Source organism: Paenibacillus diazotrophicus (assembly GCF_042610465.1).
In genome coordinates, this window is the sequence record NZ_JBGJZN010000001.1 from 1,330,140 (window position 1) to 1,348,929 (window position 18,790).

Sequence of the window (18,790 nt, forward strand, 5' to 3'; positions counted from 1 at the left end):
TCCAGAATCTGAACTAAGCTTTCATCACATATATAACATCGTCCAGAAGCCGATATCCTGAAAACCCAGTTTGTGATAGATCAGACCAGCCTGAGGATTGTCGTAGAACAGGCAAGGCGTGATGCCTTCTGCCTTTATGTCTGTGCATAAGCGGGCCACCACCTGACTGGCCAATCCTTGTCCCCTGTATGCAGGATGGGTGGCAACAGCAACAATCATTGCTGACATGGAGCTTTCCGCTGAAGTGGAGGCCGTAGCAATTACCTGGCCATTCTGTTCGATATAATAGGTCCGGCCGGTTCCGGTCTCCAGTGTTTTTCGCAGGCTTCTACGCGAATCGTCCGTATTGCTCATGAATTCCTCAATTTGATCCGTAAGCGAACAGACAGCTTCCACATCGTCAACGGTAGCCTTTTTAATAACATGTGATGTTACTGTGGATGTATGTACTATGCTGTTCAGCTTGCGTAGCTCGGCAAACCTCATTTGTTTCTCTATCCGGAAGTTCAAATGCCCGGCAACTGCCGTAACCACCTTCGCAGAACCGGAGACCATCTCGAATTTCTTGCTCTCCTTCATCAGCGCCGCAAATCCTGCCGCATCAAAAGGGCCGTCCGCATAAGGCAGGAAACTGCCAAAAAACCTCAGCAATACGGCAATTAATTTGCCATCAGCTTCAGTGAACTCACCCCAGAGTTCCATGAAATCCTGTTCAAACCCGAAATTCTCCACATCCCCGATAATGTACAAATTTATTGCGGGATCCTTGCTTAACAGCGACATCAGCGCCCCACGGTCGGCCTCTTCCAGTCTACGGATCATTCTGTTTTCCTCCCTTGATCATCCTTTGGCATCCTTAACCCCTTACAAAGCCGAGTTGAGGTTTTACCAGATGGTTCCCGTCCATTTTTAGGATATAAGCTTATCAATTATAGTGATTTTACTGCATCAGCTCTCAAAAGCATACCATTTCAAAGCCTTGCTGCCCAAGGTCTACATTATAATCTCAGCATATTATAGTCTGCGGTGCAGATTTGCATTTCGGTATGGGGAACAGAGGCCATGGGTGCGGCGAACACGTACAGGGTGACTTTGACAGGCAAGTTTCTGCTATAATGGAGAACAGTATGAAGCAGGTATGGAGGTTGACGATGGCAAATTATACGCCGATGATACAGCAGTATTTAAAAGTAAAGGAAGGGGCTAAGGATGCTTTCCTTTTCTTCCGTCTGGGCGATTTCTATGAAATGTTCTTTGAAGATGCCATACTGGCTTCCAAAGAGCTAGAGATTACGTTAACGGGCCGCGAGGGTGGGGGCGAAGATCGTATTCCTATGTGTGGAGTGCCATATCATGCCGCCGAGGGTTACATCCAGCGCCTGATTGAAAAAGGTTACAAGGTCGCCATCTGTGAGCAACTGGATGATCCGGCTGTAACCAAGGGGATGGTTCGGCGCGATATTGTCCGCGTGGTGACCCCGGGTACGGTGATGGACGGCAAGATCATCTCCGACAAAAATAACAATTACCTCGTCTGCGTGACTGAGGAGGACGGGATGATGGCGCTGGCGGCTTGTGATTTGACCACAGGTGAGCTATATGTGACTTCCGTGCTCGCAGGTGATGAATGGCTGCGTGATGAGATTGGTATCTATGAGCCGGCAGAGATTATCGGGGATGCAGCGCTGCTGGATATGCTGCGGAGCGAGGCCTCGCTGCTGGCCAAACCAGTAGTATATACACCTTGGGAGAAAAGAGAAGAAGGGCTGGCCCGCCGCCAGTTCGGCGAAGCCGCTTGGGTGCGTCTGGAGAAAGAGCGCGGACAGTGCCTAGCGCTGCTGATCTCTTATCTTAACGAAACTCAGCGGCGGTCTCTGGGCCAGCTGAGCCAGATTTCGCCTTACGAGCCGGGCAATTATATGATTCTCGATCCGTTTACCCGGCGCAATCTGGAACTGACTGAAACGGTACGTGAGCGTTCCAAAAAAGGCTCGCTGCTCTGGCTGCTCGACCGGACTGAAACTTCGATGGGTGGCCGTCTGCTACGCCGAAGAATAGATAAACCGCTTCTGCAGCGTGCCCCGATTGAACGCCGGCTAGAGGCTGTCGATTATTTGTACAACCAGTTCATCGTGCGCGAGGATCTGCGCGGAGCGCTGAAAGAGATCTATGATCTGGAACGATTGGTTGGCCGGATCGCCTTTGGCAGCGCCAACGGCCGGGATATGAATGCCCTGAAGCTGTCGCTCGAACAGATTCCGTCACTGAAGCAAATGTGCCTGGATTCCGGATCGGCAACTTTGCGTGAGATTGGCGCCTCTATGGATGAATGCGCAGAACTGCGCGAGGATATTGACAGGGCGATTGTTGAAGAAGCTCCAGTCTCGGTGCGTGATGGGGGAATTATCCGTGCCGGCTACCATGAACGTCTAGATGAATTGAAGGAAGCGAGCAGCAGCGGCAAACGCTGGATTGCAGAGCTGGAGGCCAAAGAACGCCAGGCCACGGGTATTAAATCCCTGAAGATCGGCTACAACAAAATCTTCGGATACTATATTGAAATTACCCGTTCCAATCTTTCTTCCTTGCCGGAAGGGCGCTATGAACGCAAGCAGACACTGGCTAACGCCGAGCGTTTCGTTACACCGGAACTGAAAGAGAAAGAGGCATTAATTCTGGAAGCCCAGGACAAGATGACGGATCTGGAATACAGCTTATTCATAGAACTGCGTGACCGGATTAGCGCGCAAATTCCCCGTCTCCAGGCTCTTGCCGAAAAGGTGGCCGAAATCGATGTCTACCAGTGCCTGGCCGCAGTCAGTGCCGAGCACCGTTTTGTGAAGCCGAAGCTATCGGATGGATATGATCTGCGGCTGGAAGGCGGACGACATCCGGTGGTGGAGGCAGTGCTGAAGGATGCGGCTTTTATTGCTAACGGCAGCACACTCAGCAAGGATGAAGGCAATATCCTGCTGATCACCGGCCCGAACATGGCAGGCAAAAGCACCTATATGCGCCAGGTTGCCCTGATTTGCATCCTCGCCCAGATTGGCTGTTTTGTGCCCGCTGGCAGCGCTGAGGTGCCGCTTATTGACCGCATCTTTACGCGGATCGGAGCAGCGGATGACCTGATTGGCGGCCAGAGTACCTTTATGGTGGAGATGGCTGATATTCAGGTGATGACAGAAAAGGCAACAGCACGCAGCCTGATCATCATCGACGAGCTGGGCCGGGGCACTTCGACCAGTGAAGGTATGGCCATTGCCCAGGCCGTTATCGAATATGTTCATGATACCATTGCCTGCAAGGCCTTGGTCTCGACGCATTTTCATGAGCTTGCCCATCTGGAGCAGAGCCTCGCCGGGCTCCGCAACTACTCCATGGCAGTACAGGAAAGCGGCGATAAAGTGAATTTCCTGCGCAAGCTCGTGCCGGGGGCGGCGGACAGCAGCTACGGGATTTATTGTGCACGGTTGGCAGGACTCCCGGAAGGTATTATAGACCGCGCCTATGGTCTACTTCAGAGCATTGAACAGGCTGCTCCTCCGGGAACTGTTTCGTTGAATTATGGCACGGGCTACATTGAACATACCGTGCAGGAAAATCAGGTCATGCCTTTGCAGCCGAATGCTGGAGGAGGTCCATCCATTGCTGGACAACCTTATTCCTCAGCGCATAGTGGTAGTGTTCATTTTGACGACAGCTCTATCGTGACTACGAATGCTGCGGCTCAGCTAGAAACGGCCGTCTCACTTGCTTCTTCTGCAGCGGAGGAGGACAATGAAGTTGTGCAGCTCTCTATTTTCGGTGAAGAAGAGCCTCGCAAGAATCGTAAAGGCAGTGCAGGAGCACCAGTAGTGAAAGAGAATCCGCTTCTTAGAGAGCTAATCACCGCTGTTCAGGGTGCTGACCTAATGAATATGACACCGCTGCAGGCGATGGGGTTGCTGAACGAGTTGAAGATCAAAGCTAAAGAGCTGACCCTTTAATTAGCCATACAGCTTCTTAACAGATGTCCAATATTTATACTGAATTACATTCATATATAAGCCTAATCGTGAGGTGAAAAGAACATGGCCAGAATTCATGTGCTTGACGAGCACATCGCCAACCAGATTGCTGCAGGAGAGGTGGTGGAGCGGCCTGCTTCGGTAGTTAAGGAGCTTGTAGAGAACGCCATTGATGCCGGAAGCACCCGCATTGAAGTGTCGGTGGAGGAGGGTGGACTGCAGAGCATCCGGGTAAAGGATAACGGCTCTGGGATTGATCCCGAGGATTGCGAGACTGCCTTCTACCGCCATGCGACAAGCAAGATTCTGAACGGCAGGGATTTGTTTCAAATTACCAGCCTGGGATTCCGCGGAGAAGCCTTGCCCAGTATCGCTTCTGTGTCCAAGCTGTCCTTGCTTACTTCAAGCAATGAGGATGGAAGAGGCAGAGCGCTCGACATCGAAGGCGGGAAGCTGATCCGGAATGAGGACGAGCCCTCCGGTAGGGGGAGCGACCTTGCGGTAAAGGAATTATTTTACAATACTCCGGCGAGACTGAAATATATGAAAAGCGTTCAGACCGAGCTGGGTCATATTTCCGATGCAATGTACCGTATGGCACTGGCGCATCCGTCTATCTCTTTCACTCTTCATCATAACGGCAATCAGCTGCTGCATACGCTTGGCAACGGAGATCTGCTGCAGGTCATTGCCGCGGTATACGGCACCTCCGCCGCCAAGGCAATGCTGCCGGTTGCTGCGGAGGACCCTGACTATCGGCTCTCAGGTTATGTAAGCCGGCCGGAATGGACTCGTTCCAACCGCAATGCAGTCACTACAATAGTAGGCGGGCGGTACATCCGCAGCAATGGGCTGAATGCTGCCATTATGCGGGCATATCATACACTTCTGCCGATCAACCGTTATCCGCTCTTGGTGCTGCAGCTTGATATGCATCCTTCACTGGTGGACGTCAACGTGCATCCTGCCAAGCTGGAGGTCCGGTTCAGTAAAGAAGTGGAGCTATATACTTTTGTTGAACAGGAAATTCGCAAGGTATTGCTCGGTCAGAGCCTGATTCCCCGGCCCGGCAAAGAAATGATCGGTTCCAAGGGCAGCAGCTCATTTATTCAAGAGCAATTCGCTTTCCCCAAGGGAGCTGTTCCTCCGCCGCCGGAAGGTTCCGGCAGCCGGAACGTTCAGGACACGGTTGATCCGGGCAGCGGGTTTGCTGCTGCCTCTGGTGCAGTAGAATCTGCCCAAGGGCAGCAGAATGGGTTGCCCACCCGTAATGAAGGAACCCGGAGCGGATTCCAGTCGCAGGCTCCCGGAATCCTTGGGAATAACGGCAGTAATGCTCCACTATTCGACGGGACAGCTGAAGGAGGGACGGGACGCTTTAGCAACCCCTCAGCACCTGGTTTCCAGACACGGGAAACGACATCAGCTTATCGTGGTGGCAGCGCTCCTCCATCCGTTACGCGAACGAATGATGGAAATGGCGGGAGTTATCGCCAGTTTCCGGCTTCGAATGCCCCGCGGGCTCAGATGCCTACTGCGGAAGAGCTTTATGCTCCTCCTTCCAGTGAGGATGCTGGACTTCCGCAGTTTCCAGAGCTGAATTATATCGGTCAGCATCATGGGACTTATATTATTGCCCAGAATGACAGCGGTCTGTATCTGATTGATCAGCATGCTGCCCATGAACGGGTGAATTACGAATATTATTATGAGAAATTTGGACGACCTGAAGACGCTTCGCAAGAGTTGCTGCTGCCGATTACACTGGAGTTTACCCCCTCTGAGAGCCGGCAGCTCAGCGAGCGGCTGCACTGGTTTCAGCAGGCGGGAGTATATCTTGAACATTTTGGCGGTCAGACCTTTCTAGTCCGGTCCCTGCCATACTGGTTCCCGGAAGGGGATGAGAAGGCAGTTATTGAAGAAATGGCGGAGTGGGTGCTGAGCGAGCGGACCATTGATCTGGCGAAGCTGCGTGAGAAGTCATCGATTCTGTGCTCCTGCAAGGCTTCTATCAAAGCTAACCAGAAGCTGACGGAGCATGAAGTGGAGTCGCTGCTCTCCCGCCTGGCCGCTTGCCGTCAGCCGTATACCTGCCCGCATGGGCGGCCCATCGTGGTATCCTTCTCCTCGTATGATCTGGAGAAGCTGTTCAAACGCGTGATGTAAAAGAAAGTTCTGAATTTTGTTATAAGCAGGAAACGGAGGCAACATGATTATAACCACGGGCTTCGACCCGATCCCGGATATTGAAATGCGGGCCAAGAGCCTGGCAGAGCGAACCGGAACGATCTATGTTCAAAGAGGCAAATGGTCCATGGCCAAGCTGGTGCAGCGTTATGGGGACGGAGAAATTCTGGTAGTCCTGCAGGAGGCCGTCCGATTGATTACTCCCGACATGCCGCCGATGGAATTCCATCCAAGCATGGGTTTCGTCCGCGCCAAACGGATTATTCGGGGGGAGCATGATCCGATGCTGGAAGCCGCTGGAATGGTGCCGGGAGACAGTGTGCTGGATTGTACCGCAGGACTGGGCAGTGATTCCCTGCTGTTTGCAGTGTACGGCGGAGAAGAATCTGTGGTAACGGCTCTGGAGAGCTCCCTGCCGCTGAGTGCACTGCTTCTCGAAGGCATGAGCCATTATATTTCGGGCCAGGAAAAAGTGAATGCTGCGCTGCGCCGCGTGCGCGTTGTGCATAGTGATCATTTAGCTTACTTGCGTGAACAACCGGACAACAGTATAGATATTGTCTATTTTGACCCGATGTTCCGTGTGCCGCTGACGGATTCAGCGGCGATTTCCCCTCTGCGCCAATTCGCGAATGCAGCAGCATTATCCCCGGAGAGTGTCGCCGAGGCCGTCAGAGTCGCCCGCAAAACGGTACTTTTGAAGGAAAAAGCCTTAAGCGGGGAATTTTCCCGGCTTGGGTTTACAGAGCTGCTTCGGGCCAGCGCCAAAACTTCGTACGGGGTGATATCCATTGACAACTGAGACAAAACGCAGGGTTCTGGTGCTGCTTGGCCCGACGGCAGTCGGCAAAACCCGGCTGAGCCTCGAATTGGCAGAGGCCTATAATGCTGAGATTATCTCTGGCGATTCGATGCAGGTCTACCGGGGGATGGACATCGGAACAGCCAAAATCAACCCTGAGGAAATGATGGGAATCCCCCATCATCTGATCGATATTCACGATCCGCAGGATTCTTATTCTGCTGCTGAATTTCAGGAACAGGGCGGGCGGCTGATCGAAGAGATCAGCCAAAAGGGAAAACTACCTTTCATAGTAGGCGGAACGGGCTTATACATTGAGTCCCTCTGCTATGGATTCCGTTTCTCGGAGGCGGTAGCAGATGAAGCTTTCCGCAGCGAGCAGGACGCCTTTGCAGAGGCCAATGGAGCTGAGGCACTGCATGCCCGTCTGGCCGCGGTAGATCCGGTTAGCGCAGCCAGACTGCACCCTAATGACCGCCGCCGGATCATCCGCGCACTGGAAATTCATCATCAGACAAAGGTCACATTGTCCGCATCCCATGCGGACCAAAAAAAGGAATCTCCCTATGAACTATGCCTCATCGGTTTGACAATGGACCGGAAAATACTATATAAACGTATTGAAGACCGAATTGATCAGATGCTGGCAGACGGGCTCGTCGCTGAGGTGAATGGACTGTTGCAACACGGCTACAGCAGAAGCCTGGTGTCCATGCAGGGGTTGGGCTACAAGGAAATTGCCGCTTACCTCGAAGGCGAGATGACGTTAGCCGAAGCAGTGACACTTCTTAAACGCGATACCCGCCGTTTCGCCAAAAGACAGTTGTCATGGTTTCGCCACATGAAGGAGATTCAGTGGATCGACGTCGATGAGAGCCAAAACTTTTCAGAGAATTTTGCCAAAATACGTGCTATAATAGCAGGAAAGTTTCTCGAAGGTCTTGAATATACTTCTGAACAATCTAATTGAACCATTGGGGGTACGTCATATGAACAAGTCCATTAACATCCAAGATACGTTCTTGAACCAACTGCGCAAAGAGAATATCCCTGCTACAGTATATTTGACCAACGGCTTTCAAATCCGGGGAATCATCAAAGCCTTCGACAACTTCACCATTGTCATCGACAGTGACGGACGCCAGCAGATGGTGTACAAGCACGCGATTTCCACCTTCACACCGCAGCGCAGCGTATCGCTCATGCAGGACAATGGAAGCGAAGAATAAGATTTTACAGTCTTAAAGCGAAACCTTTTTGTTTATAAATCGTTTTTAATAGTGAGTGCGAGAGAGCAACCTGTGAAGGTTGTTCTTTTCATTCGTGCACTCCATTACAGGAAAGTTCCGAGAGGGAGTCAGGAGGCAACATGTCCAGAGACGAGATATCAAGGACGAACCGCAATAGAGACAGAGGAGTACAGTCTTCGAACTCAAGTTCGAATTCTAATTCAAAAGGCAAGCCCAAGAAAAAAAAGAAGTTTCTAACTAAGAAGCGTGTGCTGTGGACGCTGTTTTTTGCCACGGCGCTGGCGATTTTTTGCGCTTTAGGCGGTTACCTGTTCATTATGTTGAACGGGCAAAAGCTGCTGGATGCGAACCAGGATAAACTGTCGGTCAACGAGACTACGAAGATATATGACCGTAACGCGAACCTGATCGGTGAGCTTGCGCTGGAAAAAAGCGAACCTGTTGAGTATGATGCGATTCCGAAGCTGCTGGTCAATGCTTTTGTTGCGACCGAGGACAGACGTTTCTTTGAACACAGCGGTGTTGATTTATGGTCGATCGGCCGTGCGGCAGTGAAGGATATTGCGGCGCGCAGTATGGTCGAAGGCGGAAGCACAATCACTCAGCAGCTGGCGAAGAACATATTCCTAACCCGGGACAAAACCTTTTTCCGTAAGGCAACCGAGGTTTCCATCGCCGTAGCACTGGAGAACAAATTCACCAAAGAAGAGATTATCACTAAATATCTCAACCGCATCAACTTTGGCGGCACGATTTACGGGATCAAAGCGGCATCCATCCGTTATTTTGGCCAGAGTGATCTCAATAAACTCAAAGTATGGCAGATCGCCACTCTCGCTGCAATGCCGAAAGGGCCTTCCCGCTACAACCCTCTTCGCAATCCTGAGCTCTCGAAGGAGCGGCGCGGTGTAGTACTCCAGCTGATGTACGATCAGGGTTATATCACCAAGGCGCAGATGGATGAGGCTAAAGTGGTGGATTACAACTATAAGCCGCCGGAAAGCAAACAGCGTTATCAGGCTTTTATTGATTATGCTATTGATGAAGCGGAAGAAAAGTTCGGGTTGACTGAAGATGATCTGAATATCGGCGGATACAAAATCTATACGACCATGGACGCACATGCCCAGGAGACGGTAGAAAAGGCTTTTGCCGACAGTGATAACTTCGAGAAGAGCGTCGACGATGAGCTGGTACAGGGTTCAATGACGATTATTAACCAGGAGAATGGCAGCATTGTGGCCCTGCTTGGCGGTCGGAACTATGAGAAAAAAGGTTACAGCCGTGTAGACGGCAGCCGTCGTTCTCCAGGTTCGTCCTTCAAGCCGCTGGTAGCTTATGCACCTGCGTTGGAATCCGGAAAGTTCACGAATGATTCCGTGCTCAGCAATGAGAAGCAGTGCTTCGGCAAATACTGCCCGAACAATCTGCACGGCTATTCCAAGACGATCAGCATGTCAGAGGCCTTGACGAAGTCTGAGAATATTCCAGCCGTATGGCTGCTGAATGAAATCGGTGTGAATACCGGCTTTCAGTTCGCTAAGAGCCTGGGGATTCATCTGAAGGATGAAGATAAAAACCTCTCGTTGGCACTCGGAGGGATGAGTGAAGGTACGAATACACTGGAGATGGCTCAGGCATACAGTGCCTTTGCTAACGGCGGTGAACTGCGTGAGGCTTATTCGATTAAATCGATTACGAATAGTGATGGAGACACCGTCTATAAAGCAAATACCAAGCCTGAACGGGTAATGAGCGAGAATACAGCCTACCAAATGACCGAAATGATGCAGAAGGTTGTAGAAGACGGGACGGGTAAAAAAGCCAGAATCAACCGTCCGGTAGCCGGCAAAACCGGTACCACTCAAAGCGGATACGAAGGTATCAGCTCGAACCGCGATGTGTGGTTTGTCGGATACACTCCGGAATGGACCGCTGCCGTGTGGATGGGTTATGACAAACCAAGCAAAACCCATCTACTGAAGAACAGCAGCCCGCTCGCAGCAGCATTCTGGGGCAAGGTAATGGAGGAAGCACTGGAGGGCGTACCTAAAAAGTCGTTCCCGCAGCCTGAAGGCGTACAGGAGGCGCAACCATCAGCCTCACCGGAAACGGCGCTGCCTGTGGCCGGCCTGAATGCAGCCTATGATGCATCAACAATGACGGTGAACCTGAGCTGGGAGCCTGCAGCGGTAGAAGGAGTGGAGTACCGGATCTACCGGCGTGAAACGTCAGAAACGGAATTCAGCTCGCTGCTCAACACTGTCTCGACCAGTGTCGGAGATATCAGTGCAATGCCTGGATTGACTTATGAATATTATGTCACGGCATATTATCCTGAACTCGATGTGGAGAGCGAACCTTCTGCTACAGTCACCGTAGAGGTTCAAGACGAACCGCCAACACAGGAGCCGGAAGCGACACTTGATCCGAATCTTCCTACAGATGGAACGGGTAATGGTGGTAATAACGGAAATGGCCAGCAAAATGGCAATCCGAATGGGAACAACGGGAATGGCAACAACGGGAATGGCCACGGAAATGGGAATGGAACAGGTGCTGGAGATAACCAGGGTAATGGTAACCCTGGCGGTAGTAATAATGGTGGAGGAGCACCATCCGATTCACCCCAAACGTCGCCCACACCGGCACCGGCTGCTACAGCTCCTACCGATCCAGCTGTAACCAATGGAACAGGAAGCGGAAGTGGCGGTACAGAAGGCGGTGCAGTTCCCTCGGCCGATCCCGCTGCAGGAACAGTGAATGATGGCAGTGTTACACAGTAGATTTTCTATAATTCTATAATGAAATGGTTCAACTGCCCCGTCGGCTGAGAGTCTTCCCTTTTAAGAGGAGACTTCGGCTGACGGGGTTTTGCTATGACTTTAATAAACAGTGTCTGCCGGAATTTACAAGGGATGTTTTGAGTGTAACTTGCAAATGTGTTAAGCTGAATACACCATTTCTTGAGAGGGTCATTCATATGAAACGTAAATTCGGAGACCGGGCCAACTGGCGCCGGATTACGCGCCGCCATTTTGCCTGCCGCTATGTGGAAAGCCGGGAATTCAGCGGTTACATCACCCTGTATACGATCTATGGGCTGAAGGAACCATTGTGGAAGAGCTACGGCAGGCATACATACCGCATAGCAGACAAAGGGTACTCATGGCTGCAGTATTTTCCCAAAGACAGCCATTATATTGTGACGGCCATGTTCGACGACCGGCAAAACATAGTGCAGTGGTATATTGATACCTGCAAAGTGCAAGGAGTCACCGACCAGGGGGTGCCTTGGTTCGATGATCTATATTTGGATGTTGTGGTGCTGTGGAATGGAGAGGTGTTTCTGCTCGATGAAGATGAGCTGGAGGAAGCGCTGGAACGTGAGGACATTACAGACAGCGACTATAATTTGGCCTGGGCTACAGCGACCAGTATTCTTAACAGCATAGATGCTCATGCTTTTCCTTATTTCTCTCTCTCCTTGAAACATCGCGCCGAATTGTTCCATCACGGAGAATTCAGGAGGAAATAATAATGGAGTGGTATGTCTATCAAAGAGGTTCATCCCCGATCCGCAAAGTTTCCCGCAAAGGACAACGTTTCCGGCTGCGCCGGAATCTGTTAATCCTTTTGATTATTTGTGCAGTGGCCGGACTTCTATGGTGCGCGTCTGTGCTTGGACGGATTAATAGCGGAGTTACAACGAATCCGATGCAGGAAGCGGATGCGGGTATTATTCTCGGTATGTCTATGTGGGGAGATGAGCCGAGTCCCGGACTTAAGGAACGGCTTGACTATGGGCTGGGACTCTACCGGGAAGGCAAATTCACCCGATTTATCGTGTCCGGCGGACTGGACCAGGCAGACTATAAATATACCGAAGCCGAAGGCATGAAGAATTATCTGGTAGGCAAGGGTGTGCCTGAGACGGCTATTTTTATGGAGAACAAATCTACCAGTACTTATGAGAATCTCCAGTTCAGCCAAAGGGTGATGGAATCGGAAGGATTAAAGACAGCTATTATTATTACACATACATTTCATGGTCAGCGTGCATTTGAAATTGCCAAAGAGCTGAATTATACCCGCCCTGAACTGGGATTGACCGATTCAAAGGTCATGTCGATGTATAAATACAAAACACGCGAGATTCTGGCCTATACGAAATGGAAGATGCAGCAGCTTTTTTTGTGAAAGGGCAAAGCCCTGCGGACTTTAAGTAACGGTGTAGCCTAATTTGTCCGCAAGTTCCTGAAACTGCTAATAAGACCTCATGATCCGGAATAGACTTGAGATATGATATAGAAAAAGTCAGCCCTGGATAATGAGGTGAACAAGGTGAACGGACGCGTAGCTGCGGCAAGTGGACGGGAGGAAGGCAGACCGTCACGTCAAATCAATATTGTATTGCGGAATCAGGAAACATCAGCAGTAGCCCATACGGCTGCAGATAGTGCCGCGCAGATTGCTGTTCCCAAAAATAACGGACACAGTGAGTTGTTTCAGGAGCTTAGCCGGGAGCTGGACGCACTAGTAGGCCTGGATAATATCAAAGAGCTGGTGTTCGAGATATATGCACTGCTGCAGATCGCGCGTATGCGCAGTGAAGCAGGACTGGCCAGCGGGAGTCAGGCTTATCACATGGTATTCAAGGGCAACCCGGGAACGGGGAAGACTACAGTAGCCAGGATTGTTGCCAAGCTGTTTCAGCGGATGGGTGTTCTCAGCAAAGGTCATCTGATTGAAGTGGAACGCGCTGATCTTGTAGGTGAATATATCGGTCATACAGCCCAGAAGACAAGAGATCTGGTTAAAAAGGCTCTCGGAGGCATTCTTTTTATTGATGAAGCATACAGTCTTGCCCGTGGCGGAGATAAGGATTTTGGCAAAGAAGCAATCGATACCCTGGTGAAATCCATGGAAGATCACCGGAGTCAATTTGTATTAATCCTGGCCGGGTATTCCAGTGAGATTGATTATTTTTTAATGAGTAATCCCGGACTTCCCTCCAGATTTCCTATTCAGGTTGAATTTCCGGACTACACTATAGACCAATTGCTGCAGATTGCTGAACTGATGTCCAAAGAGCGCGATTATATTCTGATGCCCCAGGCCATACTCAAATTAAAGCAGCATCTGCTGCTGGAGAAGACGGAGAGTCTCCATGCCTTCAGCAATGCACGTTATGTACGCAATTCTATTGAAAAGGCGGTACGTGCCCAGGCGGTACGGCTGCTGAATCAATATGAGAGCAACAGCCCTGGGAAGCAGGAACTGATGACACTCCGCATCGAAGATTTCAAATTGTAGGGACAATATTCACCACGGATGATACACAACTGATGTGTACAACGACAAGGAGCATGACATTCATGGCAATCACCACCCACGATACAGAAACAGAAGTACAGGACCGGGCTATTTTGGTGAGTCTGGTTACGGACAAAATCAAGCGTACAGGCATTGACCCTGAGCTATCTCTGCAGGAACTGGTTCAGTTGGCGGAGACTGCCGGAGTTCAGGTGCTCGATGTGCTGCGCCAGAACAAAGAGACTCCCGATTCCAAATGGTTTATCGGCAAGGGTAAGGTAGAAGAGCTGCGGATGGCTGCGGACGGTCTCGGAGCTAACACAGCTATCTTTGACCAAGAGCTTTCCGGAGCACAGGTACGTAACCTTGAGGAGGCCCTGGACCTCAAAATCATTGACCGGACCCAATTGATTCTGGATATTTTTGCCGGCCGGGCCAAAACGCGTGAGGGCATCATTCAGGTAGAGCTGGCACAGCTCTCGTATTTGCTTCCGCGTTTATCCGGCCATGGTAAGAATCTGTCCAGGCTTGGCGGAGGAATTGGAACCAGGGGTCCAGGGGAAAGCAAGCTGGAGACGGACCGCCGTCATATCCGCGACCGGATCACAGAACTGAAACGTCAGCTGGACGAGGTCGTCAAGACTCGTGAATTACACCGTGAACGGCGCCGCAAAAGTGGTGCTGTCCAGGTTGCGCTGGTGGGTTATACCAATGCAGGGAAGTCTACACTCTTGAAGCAGCTTACAGATGCGGATGTTTACATCGAGAATCAGCTGTTCGCTACTCTCGACCCCACCTCGCGAGTACTGCAGCTGCCTGCAGGCAAAGATGTAGTCCTGACAGACACCGTAGGGTTCATTCAGAATTTGCCTCATGATTTGGTGGCATCCTTCCGTGCAACTCTTGAGGAAGTCAATGAAGCCAATCTGGTCCTACATGTGGTAGACGCGTCTTCACCTATGAGAGAAGAGCAGATGGATGTCGTTCAGTCTATTCTGCAGGATCTTGGTGCTGCCGGGAAACCGCAAATTGTTCTCTTTAACAAAAGTGATATTTGTCAGCCCGAACAACTGCAAATGCTGCCTACGGGTCCTGGCTATCTGAAGATCAGCGCCTTTAACCCGGAAGATCTGACGCGCATCACAGAAGTAATAGCCGATGAGCTGGCGGGTGATACGTTGACCTTCCGCATTCCCGGAGACCGTGGAGACCTTTCATCGCTTCTCTACCGTGTAGGAGAGGTTCTTGAACAAAGTTATGAAGAAAATGATGTATTGTATAACGTGCGTCTTAATAAAGAGGATTACGAAAAATGGAGCTACAAGCTGGCTGAGTATGTTGCTCAGGACTAGAGCAGGCTCATATTTTCCTGAATTCTTACAAGAAGAAGCGGTGGTTCTTCACCGTTTCTTCTTGCTGATCTGATTTTATGTTTGAAGGATGAACCATTGGTAGAAATAGACTGTGAACCTTATGTCATGAAAACAAGGATGAACGACATATTCCTGTCTCCTCATGGCAAGTAGATGTAATATAAGGAGAGAAATAGTGAAATGGCAGTATTTGCAGAGGATATAATTCAGGCGGCAGAAGCCGCTGAGCACGAGATTGAAAGTGCAGTGAGGTCACTAGATCAGATAGTGGATCATAATCAGTGGAAGGTGATTGAAGCTTTTCAGCGCCAGCAGGTGAGTGACTTTCATTTTGCGGGTTCTACCGGATATGCCTATAACGACCGGGGGAGAGAGGTACTGGATTTGGTCTATGCCGAAGTGTTCGGAGCTGAGGCGGCGTTAGTGCGTCCTCATTTCGCTTCAGGCACACATACCATCTCAACTGCACTTTTTGGTGTGCTGCGACCCGGAGATGAACTGCTGTACATTACAGGACGCCCCTATGATACATTGCACAAGGTAGTCGGCAAACCTGGAGACGGGACGGGTTCACTGGCGGATTTCGGAATCAGCTACCGCGAAACCGCATTAACAGCTGAAGGTGAAATCGATTGGGAAGAAGTGAAAATGGCTATCAATGAGAAGACCAAGGTCATTGGTATCCAGCGTTCGCGTGGTTATGACTGGCGTTCTTCATTCACAGTGGCTGAAATAGGCGAAATGGTGAAACTGGTCAAATCGCTCAAAACTGATGTGATTGTATTTGTAGATAACTGCTACGGCGAATTTACGGAAAAGCTCGAGCCGCCACAGGTGGGGGCTGATCTTGTAGCGGGTTCGCTCATTAAGAATCCCGGTGGCGGAATTGCCGAGACCGGCGGTTACATCTGCGGCCGTCAAGATCTTGTGGAGCTGGCAGCATACCGTTTGACTGCGCCGGGTATAGGCGGAGAAGTAGGGGCCATGCTGGGCACGACGCGCGGACTGTATCAGGGACTGTTTATGGCGCCTCATACGGTTGGTCAGGCTGTGAAAGGTAGTATCTTTGCTGCTGCCGTGTTTCAACGTTGCGGCTTTACTACCAAGCCAGCCTGGAATGAGCCGCGCACGGACCTGATCCAGGCGGTGGCGTTTGATGGCCCTGAACATTTGATTGCTTTCGTCCAGGGCATTCAGCGTGCTGCGGCTGTGGACAGCCATGTGGTTCCAGAGCCTTGGGATATGCCTGGGTATGAGCATCCTGTCATCATGGCGGCAGGTACCTTCATACAGGGTGGCAGCTTGGAGTTATCTGCTGACGCTCCCATTCGGGCTCCGTATATCGGATACATGCAAGGTGGATTAACGTATTCTCATGTGAAATATGGAGTTCTGATGGCGCTGCAGAGTATGAGAGATCGTAAATTACTGTAAATTTTTCTATAATTTAATTTACATATTCCTCCAAGTATTATATGCTTGACTCATTGTTCGGCAGAAATGCGCAATCCCTGCTTCAATTGAAGCAGGGATTCTCATTGAATACATAAGGAAGAAGGGGTATGGAATGGTAACCCAGCAACCTGGCTTTTTTTATGCAGGCGGATTGAGTGGACTGTTTTTTTTATTTTGGCTGGTTTGCGTTGGACTTGGAATTTATGCGTTTGTTCTGTTTGTGAAGCTGGCCCGTAGAGGTATTACGGCCCTGGACTTATACAACTATGCAAAGAACCGTGAAATCCGGGAACGTTATGAGTCGGTGCCTAAAGACGATCAGTTATAAGTTCTTCCTAATCAATTTATATTTCCTCAGTTTGTGACATGCGCAGTTCTATAGTATAGCTCATCCGCTTATGCTGATGAGTTTTTTTGTGTGGCACAGTAATCAGTCTTTTGCTTGTCAATTGATCTCTGTGATATACTTCGGAGGTCATGTTATGTTTTAGCTGACACTCACTTCACTTGATTTCTACAGGTTATATAAAATGTTGTGAGAATATCTTACACACCATTGACACGCCAAATAAGGAAATGTACAATGAGATGAGAAAAAGATCATTGGAAGGTTGGATGAGTCATGGGTGATGAAATCCGCAGAAATATGGCATTATTTCCTATAGGAATCGTAATGAAGCTAACCGATTTATCTGCAAGACAAATTCGTTATTATGAGCAGCACAGCCTGATCGTGCCCGCGCGCACATCCGGCAATCAGCGGTTGTTCTCATTCAATGATGTAGAACGCCTGTTGGAGATCAAGGCATTGATTGAGAAAGGGGTAAACATTGCCGGTATCAAGCAGGTGATGAACCCTGTATCGAAGGAATCGGAAGAGGCTACTGTCATTACCCCTGACACTGAGGTTAGACGTAGAGAATTATCTGATTCACAGCTGCACCGTTTATTGAAGCAGGAACTGGTTTCCGGTAAAAGACCGGGACAAGTATCTCTTATTCAAGGCGAGCTATCCCGGTTTTTTAATAAATAATACAAAGAGACGTGAAAGGGAGAGGGTAAAGTGAGCTTCTCAAAAGAAGATATCCTTCGTATCGCAAATGAGCAAAATGTCCGTTTCATCCGCCTGCAGTTTACCGACCTGCTCGGTACTATCAAGAATGTAGAAATTCCTGTTAGCCAGTTGGAAAAAGCCCTAGACAACAAAATGATGTTCGATGGTTCTTCCATTGAAGGTTATGTACGTATCGAGGAATCTGACATGTACCTCTTCCCAGACCTCAGCACCTGGGTTATCTTCCCTTGGTTTACTGAAAACCGGGTTGCACGTATGATTTGTGATGTGTACATGCCTGATGGAACACCTTTTGCCGGAGACCCGCGTGGTATTCTCAAACGTTGCCTTAAGGAAGCTGAAGAAATGGGCTTTACGGCGATGAATGTTGGACCGGAACCGGAGTTCTTCCTGTTCAGAACCGACGAGAAGGGCAATCCGACAACAGAATTAAACGATCAGGGTGGATATTTCGATTTGGCGCCGATGGATCTTGGGGAGAACTGCCGCCGCGAAATCGTATTGACGCTGGAAGAAATGGGTTTTGAAATTGAAGCTTCCCACCATGAAGTAGCTTACGGTCAGCATGAGATTGATTTCAAATATGCGGATGCCATTAAGGCTGCCGACCAAATTCAAACCTTTAAGCTCGTCGTAAAGACAATTGCACGTCAGCACGGCCTGCATGCTACTTTTATGCCTAAACCTCTTTTTGGTATGAATGGATCCGGAATGCATGCCCACCAGTCCCTGTTCAAGGGCAGTGAAAATATGTTCTACGATGAGAGTGACACTCTTGGACTAAGCAAAACTGCCCGTTATTACATGGCAGGTATCTTGAAGCATGCACGTGCTTTTGCAGCCATTACGAACCCGACAGTGAATTCTTACAAACGTCTTGTACCTGGTTATGAAGCACCTTGCTATGTAGCTTGGTCTGCCAGTAACCGTAGTCCAATGATCCGTATCCCGGCTTCCAGAGGACTTAGTACACGTATTGAAGTTCGTAACCCGGATCCTGCAGCTAACCCTTATCTGGCACTTGCTGTAATGTTAAAGGCAGGTCTTGACGGTATCAAGCGTCAGTTGGAGCTACCTGCTCCTATCGACCGCAACATTTATGTAATGTCTGAGGAAGAGCGTATTGAAGAAGGAATTCCTAGTCTTCCGTCAGACCTGAAGGAAGCGCTTAGCGAATTGATCCGTAGTCACGTTATCACTGAAGCCCTTGGTGAGCATGCACTGGCTCATTTCTACGAGCTGAAAGAGATCGAATGGGATATTTACCGTACACAGGTTCACGAATGGGAAAGAGACCAATACATGACGCTTTACTAGTATGT

15 protein-coding genes are annotated in these 18,790 nt (G+C 49.9%); 14 read left to right on the top strand and 1 reads right to left on the bottom strand.

The window, feature by feature from the left end; all coding sequences use genetic code 11:
- Positions 1-24 precede the first annotated feature (24 nt).
- On the bottom strand, positions 25-822 hold the full coding sequence (locus ACAN54_RS06050; protein WP_379151774.1) for a GNAT family N-acetyltransferase: 798 nt from the start codon (positions 820-822) through the stop codon (positions 25-27).
- Positions 823-1,151: 329 nt separating this feature from the next.
- Between ACAN54_RS06050 and mutS the strand changes: the two genes are divergently transcribed.
- The 14 genes from mutS (at position 1,152) to glnA (ending at position 18,785) form a co-directional block, all read left to right on the top strand.
- Positions 1,152-3,989, top strand: coding sequence for a DNA mismatch repair protein MutS (mutS, locus tag ACAN54_RS06055; RefSeq protein ID WP_379151777.1), 2,838 nt, complete (start codon positions 1,152-1,154; stop codon positions 3,987-3,989).
- An 84-nt stretch (positions 3,990-4,073) separates the two neighbouring features.
- Positions 4,074-6,176, top strand: coding sequence for a DNA mismatch repair endonuclease MutL (gene mutL / locus ACAN54_RS06060; protein WP_379151781.1), 2,103 nt, complete (start codon positions 4,074-4,076; stop codon positions 6,174-6,176).
- A gap of 43 nt (positions 6,177-6,219) precedes the next feature.
- On the top strand, positions 6,220-6,999 hold the full coding sequence (locus tag ACAN54_RS06065) for a class I SAM-dependent methyltransferase (protein WP_379151784.1): 780 nt from the start codon (positions 6,220-6,222) through the stop codon (positions 6,997-6,999).
- The gene (miaA, locus tag ACAN54_RS06070) at positions 6,989-7,969 is read left to right on the top strand and encodes a tRNA (adenosine(37)-N6)-dimethylallyltransferase MiaA (protein WP_379151788.1); all 981 of its coding nucleotides are present in this window, start codon (positions 6,989-6,991) and stop codon (positions 7,967-7,969) included. Before ACAN54_RS06065 ends, miaA begins: the two co-directional genes overlap by 11 nt.
- A gap of 19 nt (positions 7,970-7,988) precedes the next feature.
- Complete coding sequence (gene hfq, locus ACAN54_RS06075; RefSeq protein WP_025703341.1) at positions 7,989-8,228, top strand: RNA chaperone Hfq; 240 nt, start codon at positions 7,989-7,991, stop codon at positions 8,226-8,228.
- Positions 8,229-8,368: 140 nt separating this feature from the next.
- Positions 8,369-11,035 (top strand): transglycosylase domain-containing protein, encoded by a 2,667-nt coding sequence (locus tag ACAN54_RS06080; RefSeq protein ID WP_379151793.1) that lies wholly within the window; start codon positions 8,369-8,371, stop codon positions 11,033-11,035.
- A 197-nt stretch (positions 11,036-11,232) separates the two neighbouring features.
- The gene (locus ACAN54_RS06085; protein WP_379151796.1) at positions 11,233-11,787 is read left to right on the top strand and encodes a ribonuclease FAU-1 family protein; all 555 of its coding nucleotides are present in this window, start codon (positions 11,233-11,235) and stop codon (positions 11,785-11,787) included.
- 2 nt (positions 11,788-11,789) lie between these two features.
- Positions 11,790-12,449 carry a YdcF family protein gene (locus tag ACAN54_RS06090; protein WP_379151799.1) on the top strand — a complete coding sequence of 220 codons (660 nt, stop codon included), beginning with the start codon at positions 11,790-11,792 and terminating at the stop codon, positions 12,447-12,449.
- 144 nt (positions 12,450-12,593) lie between these two features.
- Positions 12,594-13,565, top strand: a complete 972-nt coding sequence (locus tag ACAN54_RS06095) for an AAA family ATPase (RefSeq protein ID WP_379154098.1) — start codon at positions 12,594-12,596, stop codon at positions 13,563-13,565.
- 62 nt (positions 13,566-13,627) lie between these two features.
- Positions 13,628-14,917 carry a GTPase HflX gene (gene hflX / locus ACAN54_RS06100; RefSeq protein WP_379151802.1) on the top strand — a complete coding sequence of 430 codons (1,290 nt, stop codon included), beginning with the start codon at positions 13,628-13,630 and terminating at the stop codon, positions 14,915-14,917.
- Positions 14,918-15,118: 201 nt separating this feature from the next.
- A complete protein-coding gene (locus tag ACAN54_RS06105) occupies positions 15,119-16,372 on the top strand; it encodes a methionine gamma-lyase family protein (RefSeq protein ID WP_379151805.1) in 1,254 nt (417 codons plus the stop codon).
- A gap of 133 nt (positions 16,373-16,505) precedes the next feature.
- Complete coding sequence (locus ACAN54_RS06110) at positions 16,506-16,721, top strand: hypothetical protein (protein ID WP_379151808.1); 216 nt, start codon at positions 16,506-16,508, stop codon at positions 16,719-16,721.
- A gap of 294 nt (positions 16,722-17,015) precedes the next feature.
- Positions 17,016-17,426 carry a MerR family transcriptional regulator gene (locus tag ACAN54_RS06115; protein ID WP_019910684.1) on the top strand — a complete coding sequence of 137 codons (411 nt, stop codon included), beginning with the start codon at positions 17,016-17,018 and terminating at the stop codon, positions 17,424-17,426.
- A 30-nt stretch (positions 17,427-17,456) separates the two neighbouring features.
- Positions 17,457-18,785: a type I glutamate--ammonia ligase gene (gene glnA, locus ACAN54_RS06120; protein WP_379151813.1), complete on the top strand. Its 1,329-nt coding sequence runs from the start codon at positions 17,457-17,459 to the stop codon at positions 18,783-18,785.
- Positions 18,786-18,790: the final 5 nt, after the last annotated feature.